This window comes from Herbaspirillum sp. GW821-FHT09A12, assembly GCF_059418325.1.
In genome coordinates, this window is sequence record NZ_JBWKPR010000019.1 from 35181 (window position 1) to 55492 (window position 20312).

General features: G+C 63.4%; 15 protein-coding genes. 10 read left to right on the forward strand and 5 right to left on the reverse strand.

The features are described 5' to 3' along the window. The first annotated feature begins 91 nt into the window (after nucleotides 1-91). Complete coding sequence (locus AC07N6_RS23630) at nucleotides 92-1549, forward strand: Ppx/GppA phosphatase family protein (protein ID WP_494780204.1); 1458 nt, start codon at nucleotides 92-94, stop codon at nucleotides 1547-1549. A gap of 398 nt (nucleotides 1550-1947) precedes the next feature. Further along, nucleotides 1948-2982 carry an extracellular solute-binding protein gene (locus AC07N6_RS23635; protein WP_494780203.1) on the forward strand — a complete coding sequence of 345 codons (1035 nt, stop codon included), beginning with the start codon at nucleotides 1948-1950 and terminating at the stop codon, nucleotides 2980-2982. Nucleotides 2983-3056: 74 nt separating this feature from the next. On the opposite strand, the gene AC07N6_RS23640 is transcribed toward AC07N6_RS23635, so the two are convergent. Next, nucleotides 3057-4193: a GNAT family N-acetyltransferase gene (locus AC07N6_RS23640; RefSeq protein ID WP_494780202.1), complete on the reverse strand. Its 1137-nt coding sequence runs from the start codon at nucleotides 4191-4193 to the stop codon at nucleotides 3057-3059. 146 nt (nucleotides 4194-4339) lie between these two features. Here AC07N6_RS23640 and AC07N6_RS23645 point away from each other — a divergent pair, with 146 nt between their 5' ends. From AC07N6_RS23645 to AC07N6_RS23665, 5 genes are all read left to right on the forward strand, one after another. After that, entirely contained in the window at nucleotides 4340-6397 is a 2058-nt protein-coding gene (locus AC07N6_RS23645; protein ID WP_494780201.1) for an NAD(+) synthase, read from the forward strand. A gap of 275 nt (nucleotides 6398-6672) precedes the next feature. Next, nucleotides 6673-7011, forward strand: coding sequence for a P-II family nitrogen regulator (locus tag AC07N6_RS23650; protein WP_494780200.1), 339 nt, complete (start codon nucleotides 6673-6675; stop codon nucleotides 7009-7011). Between the two features lie 95 nt (nucleotides 7012-7106). Next, on the forward strand, nucleotides 7107-8327 hold the full coding sequence (locus AC07N6_RS23655; RefSeq protein WP_494780199.1) for an ABC transporter substrate-binding protein: 1221 nt from the start codon (nucleotides 7107-7109) through the stop codon (nucleotides 8325-8327). Between the two features lie 282 nt (nucleotides 8328-8609). After that, a complete protein-coding gene (gene adh, locus AC07N6_RS23660; protein WP_494780198.1) occupies nucleotides 8610-10130 on the forward strand; it encodes an aldehyde dehydrogenase in 1521 nt (506 codons plus the stop codon). Between the two features lie 80 nt (nucleotides 10131-10210). Continuing rightward, nucleotides 10211-10585 carry a DUF779 domain-containing protein gene (locus AC07N6_RS23665; RefSeq protein WP_494780197.1) on the forward strand — a complete coding sequence of 125 codons (375 nt, stop codon included), beginning with the start codon at nucleotides 10211-10213 and terminating at the stop codon, nucleotides 10583-10585. A gap of 5 nt (nucleotides 10586-10590) precedes the next feature. On the opposite strand, the gene AC07N6_RS23670 is transcribed toward AC07N6_RS23665, so the two are convergent. After that, on the reverse strand, nucleotides 10591-12552 hold the full coding sequence (locus AC07N6_RS23670) for a sigma-54-dependent Fis family transcriptional regulator (RefSeq protein WP_494780196.1): 1962 nt from the start codon (nucleotides 12550-12552) through the stop codon (nucleotides 10591-10593). Between the two features lie 218 nt (nucleotides 12553-12770). Here AC07N6_RS23670 and AC07N6_RS23675 point away from each other — a divergent pair, with 218 nt between their 5' ends. Together AC07N6_RS23675 and AC07N6_RS23680 are read left to right on the forward strand one after the other, a co-directional pair. Beyond that, nucleotides 12771-14045 (forward strand): PA0069 family radical SAM protein, encoded by a 1275-nt coding sequence (locus AC07N6_RS23675; protein ID WP_494780195.1) that lies wholly within the window; start codon nucleotides 12771-12773, stop codon nucleotides 14043-14045. A 136-nt stretch (nucleotides 14046-14181) separates the two neighbouring features. After that, nucleotides 14182-15528: a leucine-rich repeat-containing protein kinase family protein gene (locus tag AC07N6_RS23680; protein ID WP_494780194.1), complete on the forward strand. Its 1347-nt coding sequence runs from the start codon at nucleotides 14182-14184 to the stop codon at nucleotides 15526-15528. Here AC07N6_RS23680 and AC07N6_RS23685 read toward each other — a convergent pair. The 3 genes from AC07N6_RS23685 to trxB form a co-directional block, all read right to left on the reverse strand. Further along, nucleotides 15525-16184 carry a Smr/MutS family protein gene (locus AC07N6_RS23685; protein ID WP_494780193.1) on the reverse strand — a complete coding sequence of 220 codons (660 nt, stop codon included), beginning with the start codon at nucleotides 16182-16184 and terminating at the stop codon, nucleotides 15525-15527. The genes AC07N6_RS23680 and AC07N6_RS23685 overlap by 4 nt on opposite strands. A gap of 56 nt (nucleotides 16185-16240) precedes the next feature. After that, nucleotides 16241-16549, reverse strand: a complete 309-nt coding sequence (locus AC07N6_RS23690; protein WP_494780192.1) for an I78 family peptidase inhibitor — start codon at nucleotides 16547-16549, stop codon at nucleotides 16241-16243. A gap of 103 nt (nucleotides 16550-16652) precedes the next feature. After that, nucleotides 16653-17606: a thioredoxin-disulfide reductase gene (gene trxB / locus AC07N6_RS23695; RefSeq protein ID WP_494780191.1), complete on the reverse strand. Its 954-nt coding sequence runs from the start codon at nucleotides 17604-17606 to the stop codon at nucleotides 16653-16655. Between the two features lie 359 nt (nucleotides 17607-17965). Between trxB and AC07N6_RS23700 the strand changes: the two genes are divergently transcribed. After that, nucleotides 17966-20293 (forward strand): DNA translocase FtsK, encoded by a 2328-nt coding sequence (locus AC07N6_RS23700; protein ID WP_494780190.1) that lies wholly within the window; start codon nucleotides 17966-17968, stop codon nucleotides 20291-20293. Nucleotides 20294-20312 lie beyond the last annotated feature (19 nt).

Sequence of the window (20312 nt, forward strand, 5' to 3'; positions counted from 1 at the left end):
GATTATCTTGTCTGCTCGGTTAGGGCGGATTAAATCGTTTTAAGTATTTTCAAGAATCATCGGGTCATAGAGCCTGTTCGGAAGGGAATGAATGTTTGCAGCGGTAGATCTCGGTTCCAACAGCTTTCGTTTGCATATCGGAAAATATGAAAATGAAGGCATCCGCGTCATCAAGAGCGCGCGCGATCCTATCCGCCTGGCGGCCGGCATCGACAAGAACGGCTACCTCACCGAGCAAGCCTGCAAGAGCGCGCTCGACTCGCTGACCCGTTTCCGCGCCATCCTGCGCGACTACTCGCTGGAAGCGGTGCGCGTGGTGGCGACCAATACCCTGCGCGTGGCCAAGAACGCGCACGAGCTGTTGCCAGAGCTGGAGCGCGCCATCGGTTATCCGGTCGAAATCATTTCCGGCGAGGAGGAAGGGCGCCTGATCTACATGGGCGTGGCCGGGGTGCTGGCCGAGCCCAACGAAGAGCGCATGGTGATCGATATCGGCGGCGGCTCGACCGAGGTCGTCCGCGGCCTGGGCGGGCATATCCGCCATGTCGAGTCCTTTGGCATCGGCACCGTCAACCAGAGCCTGGCGTTTTTCCAGGATGGCGCCATCACCGCGGCCGCGTTCGAGCGCGCGATCCTGTCGGCGCGCTCGTATGTGGAGGACGCGGTACACCTGTTCAGTTTTCATGGCGGCGTCAACATCTATGGCTCTTCCGGCACCATACGCGCCATCGCCGACACGATCGCCCGCAACGGCATGGGCGATGGCCGCGTCACCCTGGCCGGCCTGGAAGACCTGATGCAGCGCCTGATCGACTTCGGCCATGTGAGCCAGATCGAGCTGGATGGCATGAAGCCCGACCGCGCCGGCGTCATCATGGGCGGGTTGGCGGTGTTGATCGGTTTCATGCAGGAATTCGGCATCGAAGTCGTCACGCCGGTGGAAGCCGGGTTGCGCATGGGCGTGATGTGGGACCTGCAATTGCGCGCCACCAAGGCGGACCGGCGCGATATGTCGGTGAATGACTTTTCCCACCGTTTCCATGTCGACGCGGCGCGCGCCCATGGCGTGGCCGACACCGCGCTGGGCTTTTTCGAGTTGCTCAAGCCGGCCACCGATTCTTATGCGCGTTACCTGTACTGGAGCGCCTTGCTGCACGAGGCGGGCCTGGTGGTGTCGCCCACCGGTTACCACAAGCATTCGTCTTACCTGATCGCCAACGCCGACCTGCCGGGTTTCACCACGCGCGAGCAACGCCTGATGAGCACGCTGATCCTGGGGCAGAAGGGCAACCTGAAGAAGATCAGCGAGATGCTGGCCGATGTCGATTTCGCCAAATCGGTGCTGGCGTTGCGGTTGGCGGTGATGTTCCGGCATTCGCATATCACGCTTGACCTGGAGAAGGTGAAGGTCAAGTTCAAGAGCAAGATCGAAATGGAAATCCGGCGCGACTATGTCAAGGAGCATCCCAGCATTTCCTTCTGGATCCAGAGGGAACAGGAGTGGTGGGCCGGTATCGGCGTCGATTTCGCGCTCAAGGTTCTGGCCTGAGCGGTTGGCGCGCCCGTTTTCGCCATACCCCTGCCGTCGTGAGTCGGCAGGGGTATTTTGTTTTCAAGGACCAGTTTTCCATTGAATGTTTTTGGGTATTTTTTTTGGGTATTTTTTGGTATTGCGCGGGTCTTGTGATTTAAATAGTAATGCTTCTTATTTGTGATATAGTCGCATCCGGTTTTTGATTCGCGGCGATGCAAGTGCCGCAGCAACGGCCTCATACCTACAACAAGGCATCGCACGATGCCAACTCTGCGGAAGTGGAAGGTGCTGCACCTTGCCGTTTCCCGGTCGGGCAAACCGCTTCATTTCCCGGACCGCCTCCAGCGCCAAAAAAAGAAGCCCGGATCTCTAAGGCCGCGGCATTCGATCAATTTTTTGGAAAAGGATAGTTCATGTTCTCTCGTCAACTCGTGGTCGGCGCTTTGCTGGCCGGTACCGCGCTGTCTTCCGTCGCCCAGGAAAAGGTGCTCAACCTCTATTCGGCGCGTCACTATCAGACTGACGAAGCGCTCTATGCCGATTTCACCAAGACCACCGGCATCAAGATCAACCGCATCGACGGCGACGACGCCGGCATCGTCGCCCGCCTCAAAAGCGAAGGCGCGTCCAGCCCGGCCGACGTGATCCTGCTGGTGGATGCCGCGCGCCTGTGGAAAGCGCAAAGCGAAGGTTTGTTCCAGCCGATCAAGTCCAAGGTGCTCGATGAGCGCATCCCGGCCAACCTGCACAGCAAGGAAGGCAGCGACGGCGCCCAGTGGTTCGGCTTCTCGACCCGCGCCCGCGTGATCGTCTACAACAAGGCCAGCGTCAAGCCGGAAGATGTGGACACCTATGAATCGCTGGCCGATCCGAAGAACAAGGGCAAGCTGTGCACCCGCAGCGGCGCGCACCCTTACAACGTCTCGCTGTTCGGCTCCCTGCTGGAGCATAACGGCGCCGCCAAGACCGAGGAAATCCTCAAGGGCATGGTCGCCAACCAGGCGCGTCAGCCGGTGGGCGGCGATACCGACCAGATCAAGGCAGTCGGTTCGGGCGAGTGCGGCGTGGCCATTTCCAACTCGTATTACGTGGCGCGCCTGCTGCGCTCGACCAAGCCTGAAGACGTGGCGTTGATGGAGAAGGTCGGCATCGTCTGGCCCAACCAGAAAAGCTATGGCGCCCACGTGAACATCGCCGGCGCCGGCGTGGCCAAGCATGCGCCGCACAAGGCCGAGGCGGTGCAGTTCCTGGAGTACCTGGCCAGCGACAATGCGCAGCGCTATTTCGCCGAGGGCAACAACGAATGGCCGGCGGTCAAGAGCGTCAAGACCGATAACCCGGCATTGCTGAAGATGGGTTCGTTCAAGGCCGAAGTGATCAACGTCGGCGCGGTCGGCGCCAACCAGCAGAAGGTGTTGCAGATGCTGGATCGCGTCGGTTACAAGTAACTCCTGACAACGTCTGAGGCTATGACAGAAGGACAGAAGGCCGGCATTTGCCGGCCTTCTTTTTTGGGTGAACCTTACGCGGTGCGAAACGGATTGCGCTCGTTGAGTTCGCTCATGTAATCGTCGATGCCGCCGCTTTCGCGCTGCAGGAAGTGTTCCACCGCGTCGTAGAAACCGGGATGCGCCAGCCAGTGCGCCGAACAGGTCTTTTGCGGCAGGAAGCCGCGCGCCATCTTGTGCTCGCCCTGGGCGCCGCCTTCGAACCAGGCGATCTTCTCGGCGATGCAGAATTCCAGCGGCTGGTAGTAGGCCGTTTCGAAATGCAGGCAGGGAACATGCTCCAGCGCGCCCCAGTAACGGCCGTACAGCGTGCTGCGGTCGTACACCGTGAGCGAGGAGGCGATGGGTTTGCCGTCGCGTTGGGCCACGGTCAGGAGCAGGTTGTCCGGCATGGCCTGGCCGATGCGCAGGAAGAAGTCCAGATTGAGGTAAGGCGTGGAGTAGTGGTCGGCGTAAGTGCGCCGGTAGCAGCGGTGGAAGAAACGCCAGTGCGCTTCATCGATCTCCTTGCCGCGCAGCGTGAGAAAGCGCACGCCTTGCTCGGCCACCTTGCGCCGTTCGGCCAGGATGTTCTTGCGTTTCTTGCGATCCAGCGTGGCGGCGAATTCGTCAAAGTTGGCGTAGCCCTCGTTATGCCAGTGGAATTGCACGCCGCTGCGCAGCAGGAAGCCGGCATCGGCCAGCGCCTGGGCCTGCTCCGGCGGCGGATAGAGGATATGGGTGGAGGAGTGCGCTCCGTCCTGCTGCAAGGCTTGCAGCGCCGTCAGCAGCGCCGAGCGCGCCGGTTCGCCGCATGCCAGCAGGCGGCTGCCGCGTACCGGCGTGAAAGGAATGGCCGACAGCAGCTTGGGGTAGTACGCCAGGCCGTGGCGCTGGTAGGCTTCGGCCCAGGCCCAGTCGAACACGTATTCGCCGTAGGAATGCGATTTCAGGTACAGGGGCAGGGCGCCGGCCAGTCGTTCCTCATGCCAGACGGTCAGGAAATGCGGCTGCCAGCCGGTCTCGGCGCTGGCTGCGCCGCTCTCGTGCAGCGCGTGCAGGAAAGCGTAGGAAAGGAAGGGATTGGCTTCATCCTGGGCGGCGACCAGGCCGTCCCATGCCGCTTGGCCGATCTCGGCCAGAGAAGAAACGATTCGCGTGCGATAATCCATTGACTGCAATTTAGGTTGCGTTGCCTGTTTCTTCGGTTGCCATTTGCGCTTGCCGCGGCAAGGCATCGAACAGGCATTCTACGCAAAATGAAAAAACGCGTCGCAGGCGCGGCAATCGGGTGCCATCAGGCAGCGGAAAATACGACATGCAAAGCGAATTCTTCAATCTGTACAGCCACGGCTTCGCCCGCGTCGCGGTGGCGGTGCCCCAGTGCAAGGTGGCCGATCCCGGCTACAACGCCGCACGCACCATCGAACTGGCCGAGCAGGCCGCCGCCGCAGGGGCGGTGCTGGTTTCCTTCCCGGAGCTTGGACTGTCGGCCTATAGCTGCGAAGACCTGTTCCAGCAGCGCGCCTTGCTGGATGCCTCGCTGCAGGCCTTGCAATCGGTGCTGGACGCCTCGCTGCGCGTGCCGGCCGTGCTGATTGTCGGCATGCCGCTGAAGGTGGATCACCAGTTGTACAACTGCGCCGTGGTGGTGGCGGCCGGCCGCATCCAGGGGGTGGTGCCCAAGAGTTACCTGCCCAACTACAGCGAATTTTACGAGGCGCGCCAGTTCAGCAGCGCCGATTGCGCCATTACCCGTCGCGTGCATCTGCTGGGCCAGGACGTCGCGTTCGGCAGCCAGTTGCTGTTCGACATCCGCAATATCCCCGATTTCCGCTTCCATATCGAAATCTGCGAAGACGTCTGGGTGCCGATCCCGCCGTCTTCCTTTGCCGCGCTGGCGGGGGCGACGGTGCTGGTGAACCTGTCGGCCTCGAACATCGTGGTCGGCAAGTCCGGTTATCGCCATCAATTGGTGGCGCAGCAGTCGGCGCGCTGCCTGGCGGCTTACCTGTATTCCTCGGCCGGCAATGGCGAATCGACCACCGACCTGGCCTGGGACGGCCAGGCGCTGATCTATGAAAACGGTGAATTGCAGGCCGAGTCCGAGCGGTTTGCCGAGCAGGCCCATGTGATCTATGCCGACATCGACCTGGAGCGCCTGTCGCGTGAGCGCTTTCACCAGACCACGTTCGGCCAGTCGGTGCGCCGCCATGCCGATGAGGTGCGCAAGTTCGAGGTGGTCGGCTTCGAGGTTGACGTGCCGCAACAGAAGTCCCTGCCGCTCAAGCGCCGCGTGGCGCGCTTCCCCTATGTGCCGGCCAACAATGCGCAGCGCGACGAGCGTTGCCGCGAGGTCTACAGCATCCAGGTGCAGGCGCTGGTGCAGCGCTTGTCTTCCAGCAATATCAAGAAGGTGGTGATCGGCGTCTCCGGTGGGCTCGACTCCACCCATGCGCTGCTGGTGTGCGCCAAGGCGATGGACAAGCTGGGCCTGCCGCGCACCAATATCCTGGCCTATACCATGCCCGGTTTCGCCACCAGCAACCGCACGCTGGTGCAGGCGCACAAGCTGATGGAGCAGGTCGGCTGCACGGCGCAGGAAATCGATATCCGCCCCAGTTGCGAACAGATGCTGAAAGACCTGGAGCATCCGTATTCGCGCGGCGAGCCGGTGTACGACATCACCTTCGAAAACGTGCAGGCGGGCGAGCGCACCAACCACCTGTTCCGCCTGGCCAACCACAACGGCGCCATCGTCATCGGCACCGGCGACCTATCAGAGCTGGCGCTGGGCTGGTGCACCTATGGCGTGGGCGACCACATGTCGCATTACAACGTCAACGCCAGCGTGCCCAAGACCCTGATCACCCATCTGGTGCGCTGGGTGGCCGAATCCGCATCGCTGGGGCTGAAGCATCCGGAAGTGCTGATGCAGATCCTGGAAACCGAGATCAGCCCCGAACTGGTGCCGGGCGCCTCGGCCGGCGAGCCCGGCCAGCGCACCCAGGATTTCATCGGCCCTTATGAGTTGCAGGACTTCAACCTGTACTACATCCTGCGCTACGGTTTCACCCCGGCGAAGGTTGCCTTCCTGGCGCATACGGCCTGGCAGGACCGCGAGGCCGGGCACTGGCCCGACGGCCTGCACGGCGCGCACAACGAATACACGCTGGCGCAGATCAAGAAGAACCTGGGCATCTTCCTGTTCCGCTTCTTCAAGACCAGCCAGTTCAAGCGCTCTTGCGTGCCCAATGCGCCCAAGGTGGGCAGCGGCGGCTCGCTTTCGCCGCGCGGCGACTGGCGCGCTCCCAGCGATTCGGAGGCAACGGTCTGGATCGATGGACTGGCGCGGATACCGGACGCAGACTCCTGACAGCCGGTTGCCGCGCATCGAGGCCGCGAGCGCTTTTTTTAGGCGACTTCCTGCCACGGGAGGTTGAAAGCGGGATGCTCCTGACTGACAATGCAAAAGGGCGCTGGCAGCCGACGCTGGCCGGCAGGATGAATACGGCAGACATCGGCCAATTGAGCTGCATGTGCATGCCGTGCAGGTAAGTGCCGATAAAGTTAAATAAAAAGTTAGCTATCTACTTATGGTTTTTTAGTTAACAATCGATTTTTTTGGACATGTCAAGAGAGGAAGTTATCATGAAACAAGTGACCGCTATTATCAAACCGTTCAAGCTGGACGAGGTGCGAGAGTCACTGGCCGAGGTGGGAGTCACGGGGCTGACGGTCACCGAAGTCAAGGGTTTCGGCCGCCAGAAGGGCCATACCGAGCTTTACCGCGGCGCCGAGTACGTCGTGGACTTCCTCCCCAAGGTGAAGATCGAAGTGGTGGTTGACGATGGCGCGGTCGAACCGGCCGTGGATGCCATCATCAAGGCCGCCCGCACCGGCAAGATCGGCGACGGCAAGATCTTCGTACAGGAAGTCGAGCAGGTGATCCGAATCCGGACTGGTGAAACCGGCGCTGACGCCGTCTGACCGAAACCGGCCGCTGGCCGGTTTTTTCTTGCCTCCCATCCAATTCCAGCATGACACTGGCTGCAGATGCAGCGATTCTTGCAATGGGAGAGGTCATGCCGGGTGCGGTCATTCATGTTGTCGGCATTGCCATCGCCGCGCTGCGGTGCTTGCGGCCGGCATCCAGGCGCCAGCTGGCGATGGGCAAGCGGTGGCGCGCCCTGTTGCTCTGCCTGGCGGCAGCGGCCTGCGGGCCGGCGCGAGCCGAACCGGGCGTCTATCCGAACCGCATCGTCATTGGCCAATCCATCGGCGTCACCGGGCCGTTGTCCTCGCTGGCGAGACAATGTGCGATTGGCGCCAAGGCCTATTTTTCCGAGATCAATGCGCAAGGCGGCATATACGACCGCAAGATAGAGGTGCTGACCCGCGATGACGGTTACCAGGCCGATGCCGCGCTGGCCAATACCGAACGGCTGCTCAATGTGGACCGGGTGTTTGCGCTGTTCGGCTACGCCGGCTGGCCGGGGATCGACGCTTCCTTGCCGGCGATCACCAGGGCGCGCGTGCCGTTCTTGTTTCCCTGCACCGGCGCCCCTTCCTTGTACCGCAATGTCAATCGCTACGTTTTCACGATGCGGGCCAGCTATACCCGTGAATACCGCTATCTGCTGGAGCGCTTCGGCCGCTTTGGCGTCAAGAGCGTGGCGCTGGTCTACCAGAACAATAATTTCGGCCGGCAACTGTTGTCCGGGTTGGAAGAAGAGGCTGAAGCGCGCTCGATTTCCCTGTCCCTGATCGAAGGCAACGTCAATGGGAATTTCCCGGCCCTGATACGGCGCATGATGGCCTTGCGGCCCGACGCCGTGCTGCTGGTCAACGGCGACCCGGCGATCAATTCCGCCGTGGTGCGCGGCATGCATGAAGCCGGCTACCAAGGCCGTTTCTTCGGCGCATCCGTCATTGGGGTGCGGGCGCTGGCCGATGCGCTGGGGCCGCTGTCGCGCGGCGTGATCATCACGCAGATCGTGCCCTCGCCCTGGCAGGTATCCATGCCGCTGGTGGCCGACTACCGCAAGATGATGCTGGGCAGCGGCGTATCTGAATTCTCTTTCGGCAGCATGGAAGGTTTCATCTCGGCGCGCGTGTTCGTCGAGGCCTTGCGCCGCGCCGGCCGCAATCCGACGCGCGAGAAGCTCATCGATGCGCTGGCAGGCATCAATGAACACAACTTCGACCATCGCGGCTTCCCGCTCAACTTTTCCGCCACCCGCCACGGCGGATCGGACTATGTCGATACCACCGTGATGGCCGGCGACGCCGCTTTCGTCAATTGAATGTCCCAAGGGTGTTGCAGGCGCATGTTCCAGATTGACACAAGGCTGGCACACGCTTGCAACAGGCGGCGCATATGTGCCCACATGCCGGCATGGCGCCAGCCCGCCGCCAAGGGGCTTTGCCGGCGGCAGCGCGATACGGGCGCCGCGCCAGCGCGCTGGCATGCGGTTTGCCCCATATCCGGTTGAACCCCAGGTTGGGACGTTTGCCGGCTTATTCCTGAACATGCGCGGCAAGCGATCCCTCCCGGGCTTTCATTCCTATAAACCCATGGAGACGACATGAATCTGGCAGACATCAGCAAGCTCGGCGTACGCGACCCGTTCAAGCAACGCTACGACAATTTCATCGGCGGCAAATTCGTACCGCCGGTCAAGGGCGAGTACTTCGAGAACATCAGCCCCGTGATTGGCCGCGCCTTCTGCGAAGTGGCGCGCTCCAGTGCGGAAGACATCGAACTGGCGCTGGATGCCGCACATGCGGCCAAGAAGGCCTGGGGCAAGACTTCGCCCACCGAGCGCGCCAACCTGCTGCTCAAAATCGCCGACCGCATGGAGGCCAACCTGGAGTTGCTGGCCACCGCCGAGACGATCGACAACGGCAAGCCCATCCGTGAAACCCTGGCCGCCGACATCCCGCTGGCGATCGACCACTTCCGCTACTTCGCCGGCGCCATCCGGGCCCAGGAGGGCGGCATCTCGACCATCGACAACGATACCTACGCCTACCACTTCCATGAGCCGCTGGGCGTGGTCGGGCAGATCATCCCGTGGAACTTCCCGATCCTGATGGCGGTGTGGAAACTGGCGCCGGCGCTGGCTGCGGGCAATTGCGTGGTATTGAAACCGGCCGAACAGACGCCGGCCTCGATCATGGTGCTGCTGGAACTGATACAGGACCTGATCCCGCCGGGCGTGCTCAACGTGGTGCAGGGTTTTGGCGTGGAAGCAGGCAAGCCGCTGGCCTCCAACAAGCGCATCGCCAAGATCGCCTTCACCGGCGAAACCACCACCGGCCGCCTGATCATGCAATACGCTTCGCAAAACCTGATCCCGGTGACGCTGGAACTGGGCGGCAAGTCGCCCAATATCTTCTTCGCCGACGTGCTGGACAAGGACGATGAGTTCTTCGACAAGGCGCTGGAAGGTTTCGCCATGTTCGCGTTGAACCAGGGCGAAGTCTGTACCTGCCCCTCGCGCGTGCTGGTGCAAGAGTCGATCTATGAGCGTTTCATCGAACGGGCCCTGCAACGCGTGGCCGCCATCAAGCAGGGCAATCCGCTCGACAAGGGCACCATGATCGGCGCGCAGGCGTCGCAAGAGCAATTGGAGAAAATCCTTTCCTATATCGACATCGGCAAGCAGGAAGGCGCCAAGGTGCTGGCCGGCGGCGGGCGCGAGGCGTTGGGCGGCGACCTGGGCGCGGGCTATTACGTCAAGCCCACCGTGTTCCAGGGCAATAACAAGATGCGCATCTTCCAGGAAGAGATCTTCGGCCCGGTGGTGTCGGTGACGACCTTCAAGGACGAAGAGGAGGCGCTGGCGATCGCCAACGACACGCTTTATGGCCTGGGCGCTGGCCTGTGGACACGCGACGGCACCCGCGCTTTCCGCATGGGCCGCGAGATCCAGGCCGGCCGCGTGTGGACCAACTGCTATCACCTGTATCCGGCGCACGCGGCGTTCGGCGGCTACAAGCAGTCCGGCATCGGCCGCGAGAACCACAAGATGATGCTCGACCATTACCAGCAAACCAAGAACCTGCTGGTGAGCTACAGCCCGAAGGCGCTCGGCTTCTTCTGAGCCGGGCGATATGGGGTGGCGGCGCCGGGCAGCGGCCGGCGCCGTTTTTCATCGCGGAGACAAAGAACATGGAGACGGCAATGCAGGCACCGGAACGCGTGAGGGCGACCGAGGCGGCGATCGGGTTACTGCGCGACTTGAGACAGCGCCACGGCGAGCTGATTTTCTTCCAGTCCGGCGGCTGCTGCGACGGCAGCGCGCCGATGTGCTACCCCGCCGGCGAGTTCACGCTGGGCGATACCGACGTGCATCTCGGCGAGCTTGACGGCGTGCCGTTCTACATCGGCGCCGAGCAGTACGAATATTGGAAACACACCCAACTGATCATCGACGTGGTCAATGGCAACGGCGGCATGTTCTCGCTGGACAATGGCAGCGGCAAACGATTCCTGACCCGTTCGCGGCTATTCACCGACGAGGAGTTCGACGCCTTGCCGCAGTTGGTTAACCGCTGATCGATTCAGCTGCCGCGGGCCTTGATGCGCCGGTAGATGGTGTTGCGCGAGATGCCCAGCGCCTTGGCCGCGGCGCTGACGTTGCCGCCATGCGCCTGCAGTGCGTGCTCGATGGCCGACCATTCGTTGTCTTGCAATGACAAGGCAGCCGGCGCCGACATGGGCATTGGCGTGGCGTGGCCGGGATGGGCGCCGGTTTCTTCCAGGAAGTCGTCAGGCAGGTGCTGCAGCGTGATGCATTGCTCGCTGCCCGCCATGGCCAATGCGGTGCGAATCAGGTTGCTCAGTTGGCGCAGGTTGCCCGGCCACCGGTGGGACAGCAGCAGATGCCGCACCTCGGCAGCCAGTTGCGGCGCTTGCCCTCCGGATTCGCGCTCGAGGATATGGTCGATGAGCTGCGCCAGGTCGCTGCGCTCATGCAAGGCCGGCAGCCGTACCTGCAAGCCGTTGATGCGGTAGTACAGGTCTTGGCGGAAGGCATGGCTGGCAGCCATGTCGCGCAAGGGGCGGTTGGTGGCGCAGACCAGCGCGAACGCCACCGGAATCAGGCGGTTGCTGCCCAGCGGCATCACCGCGCGTTCCTGCAGCACGCGCAGCAGGCGTGCCTGCAGCGCCAGCGGCATGTCGCCGATCTCATCCAGGAACAGCGTGCCGCCATGTGCCTGCGCGATCTTGCCCACGGCCCCTTTGCGCCGCGCGCCGGTGAAGGCGCCGTCGTCGTAGCCGAACAGCTCGGCCTCGATCAGGTGCTCGGGGATGGCCGAACAATTGACCGCGACGAAGGGCGCATGCGCCGCATGCGCCTCCTTGTGGATGGCCTGGGCCAGCCATTCCTTGCCGGTGCCGGTCTGGCCGGTGATGAGGATGGGGATGTCGCGGCCGATCACCTTGCGCAGCTTGTCGATGACGGTGCGCATCTGCGCGTCGCCGGTGTCGAGCGCCTGCAAGCCGGGTTCCGGCGCGGACCGCGTTATCGGTTGGAGCGGCGGCCGGGCCGGCTCGGCGACCGCATCGCGCGTGTTCTGGAAATGCTGTTCCTGCAGCCGCATCTCGGCGCGCGCATGGATCTGGATGCCGCTGTGCAGATACAGCTCCATCAATCCCGGCATGGCCTTGCGGTAGTGCTCGGAGAGCATCGACACCGGCACGCCGAACAGCGAGCTGAAGGTATGCGATTGCAACGCCCCCAGCGGCAACCCGAGCTGGAACAGCGCGCTGCGGTTGGCCGCCAGGAAGCGCCCGCCCGGGGTGAAGCTGGCGATGCCTTCGACCAGCGTGCCGACGAATTCCGGCCGGCTGTGGAAATGCAGGGTGATGCAATCGGGGAAGCTGCCGGCCAGCAGGTGGTTTTCGATCATCTGCGCCGACATGCGCACCAGAGCCATGGTGTGCTTGTGGAAGCTGCCGCATTCGCCGGAGACGTCCAGTACGCCCAGCACCTTGCCCTGGTGGTCGAAGATGGGCGCGGCCGAGCAGGTCAGGAAGCGGTTGGCGTCGAGGTAATGCTCCTGCGCATGCACGGTGGTCGGTTTTTGTTCGAACAGGGCGGTGCCGATGGCATTGGTGCCGCGCAACTGTTCCGACCAGCGTCCGCCGGCGCCCAGCGCCACGCGGTCGGCCTTGGCCAGGAAGTCGCTGTCGCCCAGCGTATGGAGGATGGTGCCGCTGGCGTCCGAGAGGATCACCATGCTGTGGGTATTGCGGATCTGGTCGTAGAGCGTTTCCATCACCGGCCGCGCATGGCCGAACAGCGCATGGTTGGACTCCAGCGTCAGCGCCAGGTCGGGGCGCGAGAGCGTATCCAGGTCGGGCCGTTGCTGGCGGGTGATGCCATAGGCAGAACTGCGCTGGTGCGAACGCTCGATGGTTTGCAGGTCGAGCAATTGATTGTCGGCCACAGGCTGCAGCACAGGGGCATTGCTCAGCAGGGACGCGCCGGTATCCGGCCGGTTTGCCTGGTGTTGCATCGTTGTCTCCTTTGGGACCCGAGGTCCTGATCCTCCCTGTTCGATTTCTTATGGATTGGGAAGCGAGGTGGGCCAAGCATAACCGATTAATTCGCGCTTGCCTCCCCCTTGCGGCGGCGATATGGCCGGCCGGCAAGGGAAAATTGAAACAGGGTTTGCAGGCCGGGATGGCAGGGTGCAATATACTGTATATAAACACAGTATTTCGTGCCTCCATCATGTCCAAATCCTCCAGGTTTCCCAAGTTTCCAGAAGGCATCGCCGCGCCGTTCCCCGAGCAGCCCCAAGCGCTTGCCGACGACGATCCGACGTTGACGCCGGAGTCTTATATCCACCCCAGCCAGATTGCGCGCAAGGGCCGTGGCGCCGTGACCAATCTGCGCGGACGCTACGAATCGGTCAGCCGGGAAGCGTTCGACGACGGCTGGCAGGCGATGACGCTGGCAAGGGAGCGGGAAGGGGCGGACGATATGGACGACGCGGACGACGCGGACGAACCTGCGCCCCTGAAAACCATCGTCACCGAAGAGACGGCGAAGTCCATCCTCAGCCGCAACAGCTCGCCCGATTTGCCGTTCAGCCTGTCGCTGAACCCCTATCGCGGCTGCGAACACGGCTGCATCTATTGCTTCGCGCGGCCGTCGCACAGCTATCTCGGCCTGTCGCCGGGGCTGGACTTCGAAAGCCGCCTGTTTGCCAAGACCAACGCGCCCGAGCTGTTGCTGCGCGAACTGGCGCGGCCATCCTACGTGCCCGACACCATCACGGTCGGCATCAATACCGATGCCTACCAGCCGATCGAGCGCGAACTGCAACTGACGCGGCGGGTGCTGCAGGTACTGCACGACTGCGGCAATCCGGTGGCGCTGATCACCAAGTCTTCGCTGATCGAGCGCGACATCGACTTGCTGGCGGCGATGGCGGCCAAACGCCAGGCCATCGCCGCCGTCACCATCACCACGCTGGATCCTGCCATCGCGCGCACGCTGGAGCCGCGGGCGGCCAGCCCCATGCGGCGCCTGCGGGTGATCAGGACACTGGCCGCGGCCGGCATTCCGGTCAGCGTCTCGATCGCGCCGGTGATCCCGTTCATCACCGAGCCGGACCTTGAGCGCGTGATGGAAGCCGCCATCGAGGCCGGCGCCGGGCAGGCCGGCTACATCGTGCTGCGCCTGCCGTGGGAAGTGAGCCCCTTGTTCCGGCAGTGGTTGCAGGCGCACTTCCCGGAGCGCGCCGCGCGCGTGATGAACCGTATCCAAGACATGCGCGGCGGCAAGGACTATGACGCCGATTTCGCCACCCGCATGCGCGGCGTCGGCGCCTGGGCCGACCTGCTGCAGCAACGTTTCGAGAAAGCCAGCCGGCGGCTGGGCTTGACCCACCGTAACCGCGCCTTCGCCACGCTCGACGCCAGCCAGTTCCGGCGGCCGCTGGTGACGCCGACGGCGCGGCAGCAGGCCAGTACAGGTTCGGGGCAGATGGATCTGTTCTAGGGCGCATCTCACGTCTATTGGTCTATTGGCTTATTGACCTGTTGATGACATGCGTTCCAAGAACCCGTATCGCCCGGGTTCCGGGATGTTCGCCGTCCCTGATACACTGCGCGCTTTCTTTTGGCGGGCAGGCGGTATGCATACCCTTGAACAATTACGCAGCGGTGCGCTGGCCGGCATCAAACGGCTTTCGCTGTCTTGCGGGCTGCGCGAATTTCCGCGCGAGATTTTCAATCTCGCCGATACGCTTGAGATCCTCGACCTCAGCGGCAACCAACTCAGTGCCTTGCCGGACGACTTGCCGCGCTTGCATCAGCTGCGCATCATCTTTTGCTCCGACAATGCGTTTGCCGAACTGCCCGCCGTGCTGGGCCGCTGCGCGCGCCTGGAGATGATCGGTTTCAAGGCCAACCGCATCGGCCGCGTGCCGGGAGCGGCGTTGCCCGCGGCGTTGCGCTGGCTGGTGCTGACCGACAATCGCATCGAAGCCTTGCCTCCTGAAATCGGCCGTTGCACACGGCTGCAGAAGTTGATGCTGGCGGGCAATCGCCTGCGTTCCCTGCCATCGGAGATGGCGAACTGCCGCCGCCTTGAGCTGCTGCGCCTGGCGGTCAACCGGTTCGAGACGTTTCCTGAGGTGCTGGCGGCATTGCCGCGATTGAGCTGGCTTGCCGTGGCCGGCAATCCATTTTGCGCAGGGTTTGAGGCAGCCGTGGATGACGCCGCCCAGGTGCCGCCGGTTGAGTGGCGCGATCTTGAATTGCTGCGCAAGCTGGGCGAAGGGGCTTCCGGCGTGATCCATGAGGCGCGTTGGCGCACCGGGAGCGAGGCGCGCGCGGTTGCCGTGAAACTGTTCAAGGGAGAGGTGACCAGCGATGGTTTGCCCCGGCGTGAGATGGCTGCGGCCATCGCGGCCGGCGATCATCAGGGGCTGATTCCGGTGCTGGGGAGGTTGCGAGGGCATCCGGACAGCGTCCACGGTCTGGTGATGCCATTGATTGCGCCCAGCTTCGTCAATCTTGCCGGCCCGCCCAGCCTCGTATCGTGCACGCGCGATGTGTACGCCGAGGAGACCGTCTTTGCGTGGCGCCATGCCTTGGGGGTCGCCCGCGATGTGGCCGCCGCGGTGGCCCATCTGCACCGCCGCGGCGTGGTGCACGGCGACCTGTATGCGCACAACATTTTGCATCGGGCGCCGGGCAGCGCATTGCTGGGCGACTTCGGCGCCGCATCCTTGTGCGACCCGGCCGCTCCTTATGCGGCGGCCTTGCAGGCGATGGAGGCAAGCGCTTTCGGTTGTCTGCTGGAAGAATTGCTGCAGCGTTGCGCGCTGCCCGGCCTGGAACCCGCCATTGAGCGGCTGGGCCGCTTGCGCGACCGATGCCGCTCTGAAGCGCCTGGCGACCGGCCGGATTTCGACGGCATCGCACGGGAACTGGCGGCGTCGATGGCCTCACTCGAGCGCTCCAGCTGCGCGGCTTAGCCGGAGACGCGCTCGCTGGACTTGAGCAGCACCACCAGCGCGCCGGCGCCGCCTTCTGCCGCGCGCGCCTGGCAGAAGGCCATCACTTCATCCTTTTGCGCCAGCCAGTTGCGCACCTTGTGCTTCAACACCGGTTCCTTGTTGACCGAACCCAGGCCCTTGCCGTGGATCACGCGCACGCAGCGCAGGCCGCGTTTCCTGGACTGGCGCAGGAATTCGCCCAGGGCCTCGCGCGCCTGGTCGCGCCGATAGCCATGCAGGTCGAGCTGGGCCTGGATCACCCAGTTGCCGCGCCGCAGCTTGCTGAGTACGTCGGGGCCGATGCCGGGACGGGCGAAGCTGAGGTTTTCATCGCTGTCCATCAGGGTATCGACGGTGAATTCGTCGGACAGCGACTCCAGCAGCGCGGCCTGCTCGTCGGCCAGATGCTGGCGTGGAATGGGCGGCGGCAGCTCCGGCAGATGGTGCGCCTTGTCGGCCGCCTTGGCGCGCAGCGGCGCCACCTGGCCGATGCTGTTGCGGAAGATATCGGTGTCTTCCCTGAGTTTGGCCTCGTTGCGCAGGCGTTCGGCCTGCGCTTCGGCGCGCGCCTGCTCTTCTGCCTGCAATTGCTTGCGCAGTCCCTTGAGTGCGGAAAAATCCTTGATTGTCGCCATGATGCAGCCCGGTCAAACTTCCCAGTGGGCTACTTTATCAGAACGCCGGCCGTGGTTCAGCCGCAGGCCAGCTTGATGATGACCTTGCCGGGGTCGGTGTGGATGTTGAGGCGAGCGGGGTTGAAGTCCATGGTGGCGGCGTCGCCAGGACGCAGGATACGGACATCGGATGCGCCCGACTCTTGCATGGCCTTGCGCTCGATATAGCCGCTGATATTCTGGCCGATCAGATAGTCGACCTTGGCGGCATCGCAGCCGGCACTGCCGCCGGTGTCATGCGGTTTGGGCTCCTGGGAGGCGCTGCAGGCAGCCAGCAAGGCGGCCAAGGCAAGCGGGGAAAGCCGGGCGGCGCGGGGAAAGGTCATGTTTTTCCTTTCTGTTGATAAAAAACAAAGCCGGTGGAAGCACTTGTCTTCCACCGGCTTTTGGATGGGCAGCCGCGCCGCTAGTTCACGCGATAGCGAAAGTTTATTCCAACCCTTCGAGATAACGCTGGGCATCGAGCGCCGCCATGCAGCCGGTGCCGGCGCTGGTGATGGCCTGGCGGTAGACATGGTCTTGCACGTCGCCGGCGGCGAATACGCCTTCGACGCTGGTGGCGGTGGCAAAGCCTTCGGTGCCGGTGCGGGTCTTGAGGTAGCCGTTATGCATCTCCAGCTGGCCGTCGAAGATGCTGGTGTTGGGCTTGTGGCCGATGGCGATGAACAGGCCGTGCACCGGGATATCGGTGATGGCGCCGTCCTGGGTCGACTTGATCCGGATGCCGGTCACGCCGCTGTCGTCGCCGACCACTTCATCCAGCGTATGGTGCCACTGGATGACGATCTTGCCTTCGGTGACCTTGTGCAGCAGGCGGTCGATCAGGATCGGTTCGGCGCGGAACTTGTCGCGGCGGTGGATGATGGTGACCTTGCTGGCGATGTTGGACAGGTACAGCGCTTCCTCGACTGCGGTATTGCCGCCGCCGACCACCGCCACTTCGCGGCCGCGATAGAAGAAGCCGTCGCAGGTGGCGCAGGCGGAAACGCCTTTGCCCATGAACGACTGTTCGGACGGCAAGCCCAGGTACTGGGCCGAGGCGCCGGTGGCGATGATGAGCGAGTCGCAGGTGTATTCGCCGGAGTCGCCGATCAGGCGGAACGGACGTTCGGACAGCTTGGTGGTGTGGATGTGGTCGAAGATGATTTCCGTGTTGAAACGTTCGGCGTGCTGCAGCAGGCGCTGCATCAGCTCCGGACCTTGCACGCCTAGCGGGTCGCCCGGCCAGTTCTCGACATCGGTGGTGGTCATCAGCTGGCCGCCTTGCTCGACGCCGGTGATCATCACCGGATTGAGGTTGGCGCGCGCGGCATACACGGCGGCGCTGTAGCCGGCGGGGCCGGAACCGAGGATCAGGACCTTGGCATGTTTGGGCGTGCTCATAAGATACTCTTTGTCTGTTTAATTCTGTTTGATGGGATCGTTGCAACTAGCTTGAGACGAATTCCGGGATTTCAACTCAGGGCCGCGGGGCAGCGGTGCGAACGCGCCAGTGAAAGGCGCGCCGATACTGCGCTGCAAAACGGGTAAGATTATAGACGAAGGCCCCTGTCCAGCTGATGGAATTACGCTATTCATCCGATAGGCCGCGCGGGCCCGGCTCCACCTGCCGTTTGCCGCGCGGGAACTTGTGAAAACGATAATGCCGCCGCGCCCGGAGTCCTGTGCGCGAGCCCCCAAAAGCGCATGACGCCAATCTAATGCCGTTACAATGACGGCTACGCTTTTTTTGCACGGAAGTTATGTCGAAGACGAGTCAAGCCCATATCCGCAACACCAAAGCGCCGGCCCCGCCGATGCCCAACCGCCTGGTGCGGCTGATTTCCGAAGCGCGCTGGCTGGCGCTGACCGCGCTGCTGGCCTATCTGGTCCTGATCCTTCTGACGTACTCCAAGACCGATCCCGGCTGGTCGGTGGCCAGCTCGGTGCCGCGCGCGGCCAACTGGGGCGGTCGCGTGGGCGCCTGGATGGCGGACCTGATGCTGTACATCTTCGGCCTGTCGGCCTGGTGGTGGTGCGTGCTCCTGGGGCGCTCGGTCTGGAATGGCTACCGCCGCCTGTCCAACCGCTTCCTGATGGAAAAGGAAGTCGAGCCCGAACACCGGCAGGAACCCCTGATCCGCGCCGTCGGCTTCGTCTTCATGATGACCGGCAGCCTCGGCATCGAATTCACCCGCATGCATCGCCTGGCGCCCAAGCTGCCGCATTCCCCCGGCGGCGTGCTGGGCGAGATGATCGGCACGGCGGTGCAACCGACCTTCGGCTTCACCGGCGCCACCTTGCTGCTGCTGTTGCTGTTCGGCTTGGGCTTTTCCCTGTTCTTCCATGTGTCGTGGCTGGCCGCGGTGGAACGCATCGGCGGCGCCATCGAGGATGGCTTGCTGTGGGTGCGCAATTTCTTCGCCGCGCGGGCCGACCGCAAGGCCGGCGCCGAAGCCGCCGTCAAGCGCGAGGAAGTGGTGGTGCAGGAGCGCGCCAAGATCGTCGAGGCGCCGCCGATCCGCATCGAGCCGCAGATCGTCGAGGTGCAGAAATCGGACCGCGTGCAGAAGGAAAAGCAGACCAGCCTGTTCGACGACAGCAATACCGACCTGCCGCCGCTCTCCCTGCTGGATGAAGCGCCGCCGGCGCAGCAGACGGTGTCGGTCGAGACGCTGGAATTCACCAGCCGCCTGATCGAGAAGAAGCTGTCCGACTTCGGCGTCGAGGTCAAGGTGGTCGCGGCCTATCCGGGCCCGGTAATCACCCGCTACGAGATCGAGCCGGCCACCGGCGTCAAGGGCAGCCAGATCGTCAACCTGGCGCGCGACCTGGCGCGTTCGCTGTCGCTGACCTCGATTCGCGTGGTGGAAGTCATCCAGGGCAAGAATTACATGGGCCTGGAGCTGCCCAATCCCAAGCGCCAGATCGTGCGCCTGACCGAGATCCTCGGCTCCAAGGTCTACAACGACAGCCACTCCAGCCTGACCGTGGCGCTGGGCAAGGACATCGCCGGCAACCCGGTGGTGGCCGACCTGGCCAAGATGCCGCACTTGCTGGTGGCCGGCACCACCGGCTCGGGCAAGTCGGTGGGCATCAACGCCACCATCTTGTCGCTGCTGTACAAGTCCACCCCCAAGCAGGTGCGCCTGATCCTGATCGACCCCAAGATGCTGGAACTGTCGATCTACGAAGGCATTCCGCACCTGCTGGCGCCGGTGGTGACCGACATGCGTCAGGCCGGCCACGCGCTGAACTGGGCGGTGGAGGAAATGGAGCGCCGCTACAAGAAGATGTCCAAGCTGGGCGTGCGCAACCTGGCCGGCTACAACCAGAAGATTATCGATGCCGACAAGCGCGGCGAGAAGATCCCCAATCCGTTCAGCCTGACCCCGGACGCGCCGGAGCCGCTGGAGCAGCTGGAAACCATCGTCATCATCATCGACGAACTGGCCGACCTGATGATGGTGGTGGGCAAGAAGGTAGAAGAACTGATCGCCCGCATCGCGCAAAAGGCGCGCGCCGCCGGCATCCACCTGATCCTGGCCACCCAGCGCCCGTCGGTGGACGTGATCACCGGCCTGATCAAGGCCAACGTGCCGACCCGCATCGCCTTCCAGGTATCGTCCAAGATCGACTCGCGCACCATCCTCGACCAGATGGGCGCGGAGACCCTGCTGGGCATGGGCGACATGCTGTACATGCCGCCCGGCACCGGTTTGCCGGTGCGGGTGCACGGCGCTTTCGTCTCCGACGATGAAGTCCACCGCGTGGTGGACCATCTCAAGGCCCAGGGGGAACCGAATTACATTGAAGGCATCCTAGAGGGCGGCGTGCTGGAAGATGCCGAAGGCGGCGGAGCCGGCGCGGGCGTCGGCGGCGGCGAGGGTGACGAGCTGTACGACCAGGCCGTGGCCGTGGTGCTGAAGAACCGTCGCGCCTCGATCTCGCTGGTGCAGCGCCACCTGCGCATCGGCTACAACCGCGCCGCGCGCCTGCTGGAGCAGATGGAGCAGAGCGGCGTGGTATCGACCATGCAGTCCAACGGCAACCGCGAGATCCTGGTGCCGGCGGGCAACGATGCCGACTAAGCGGGGACAAGGCGGCAGG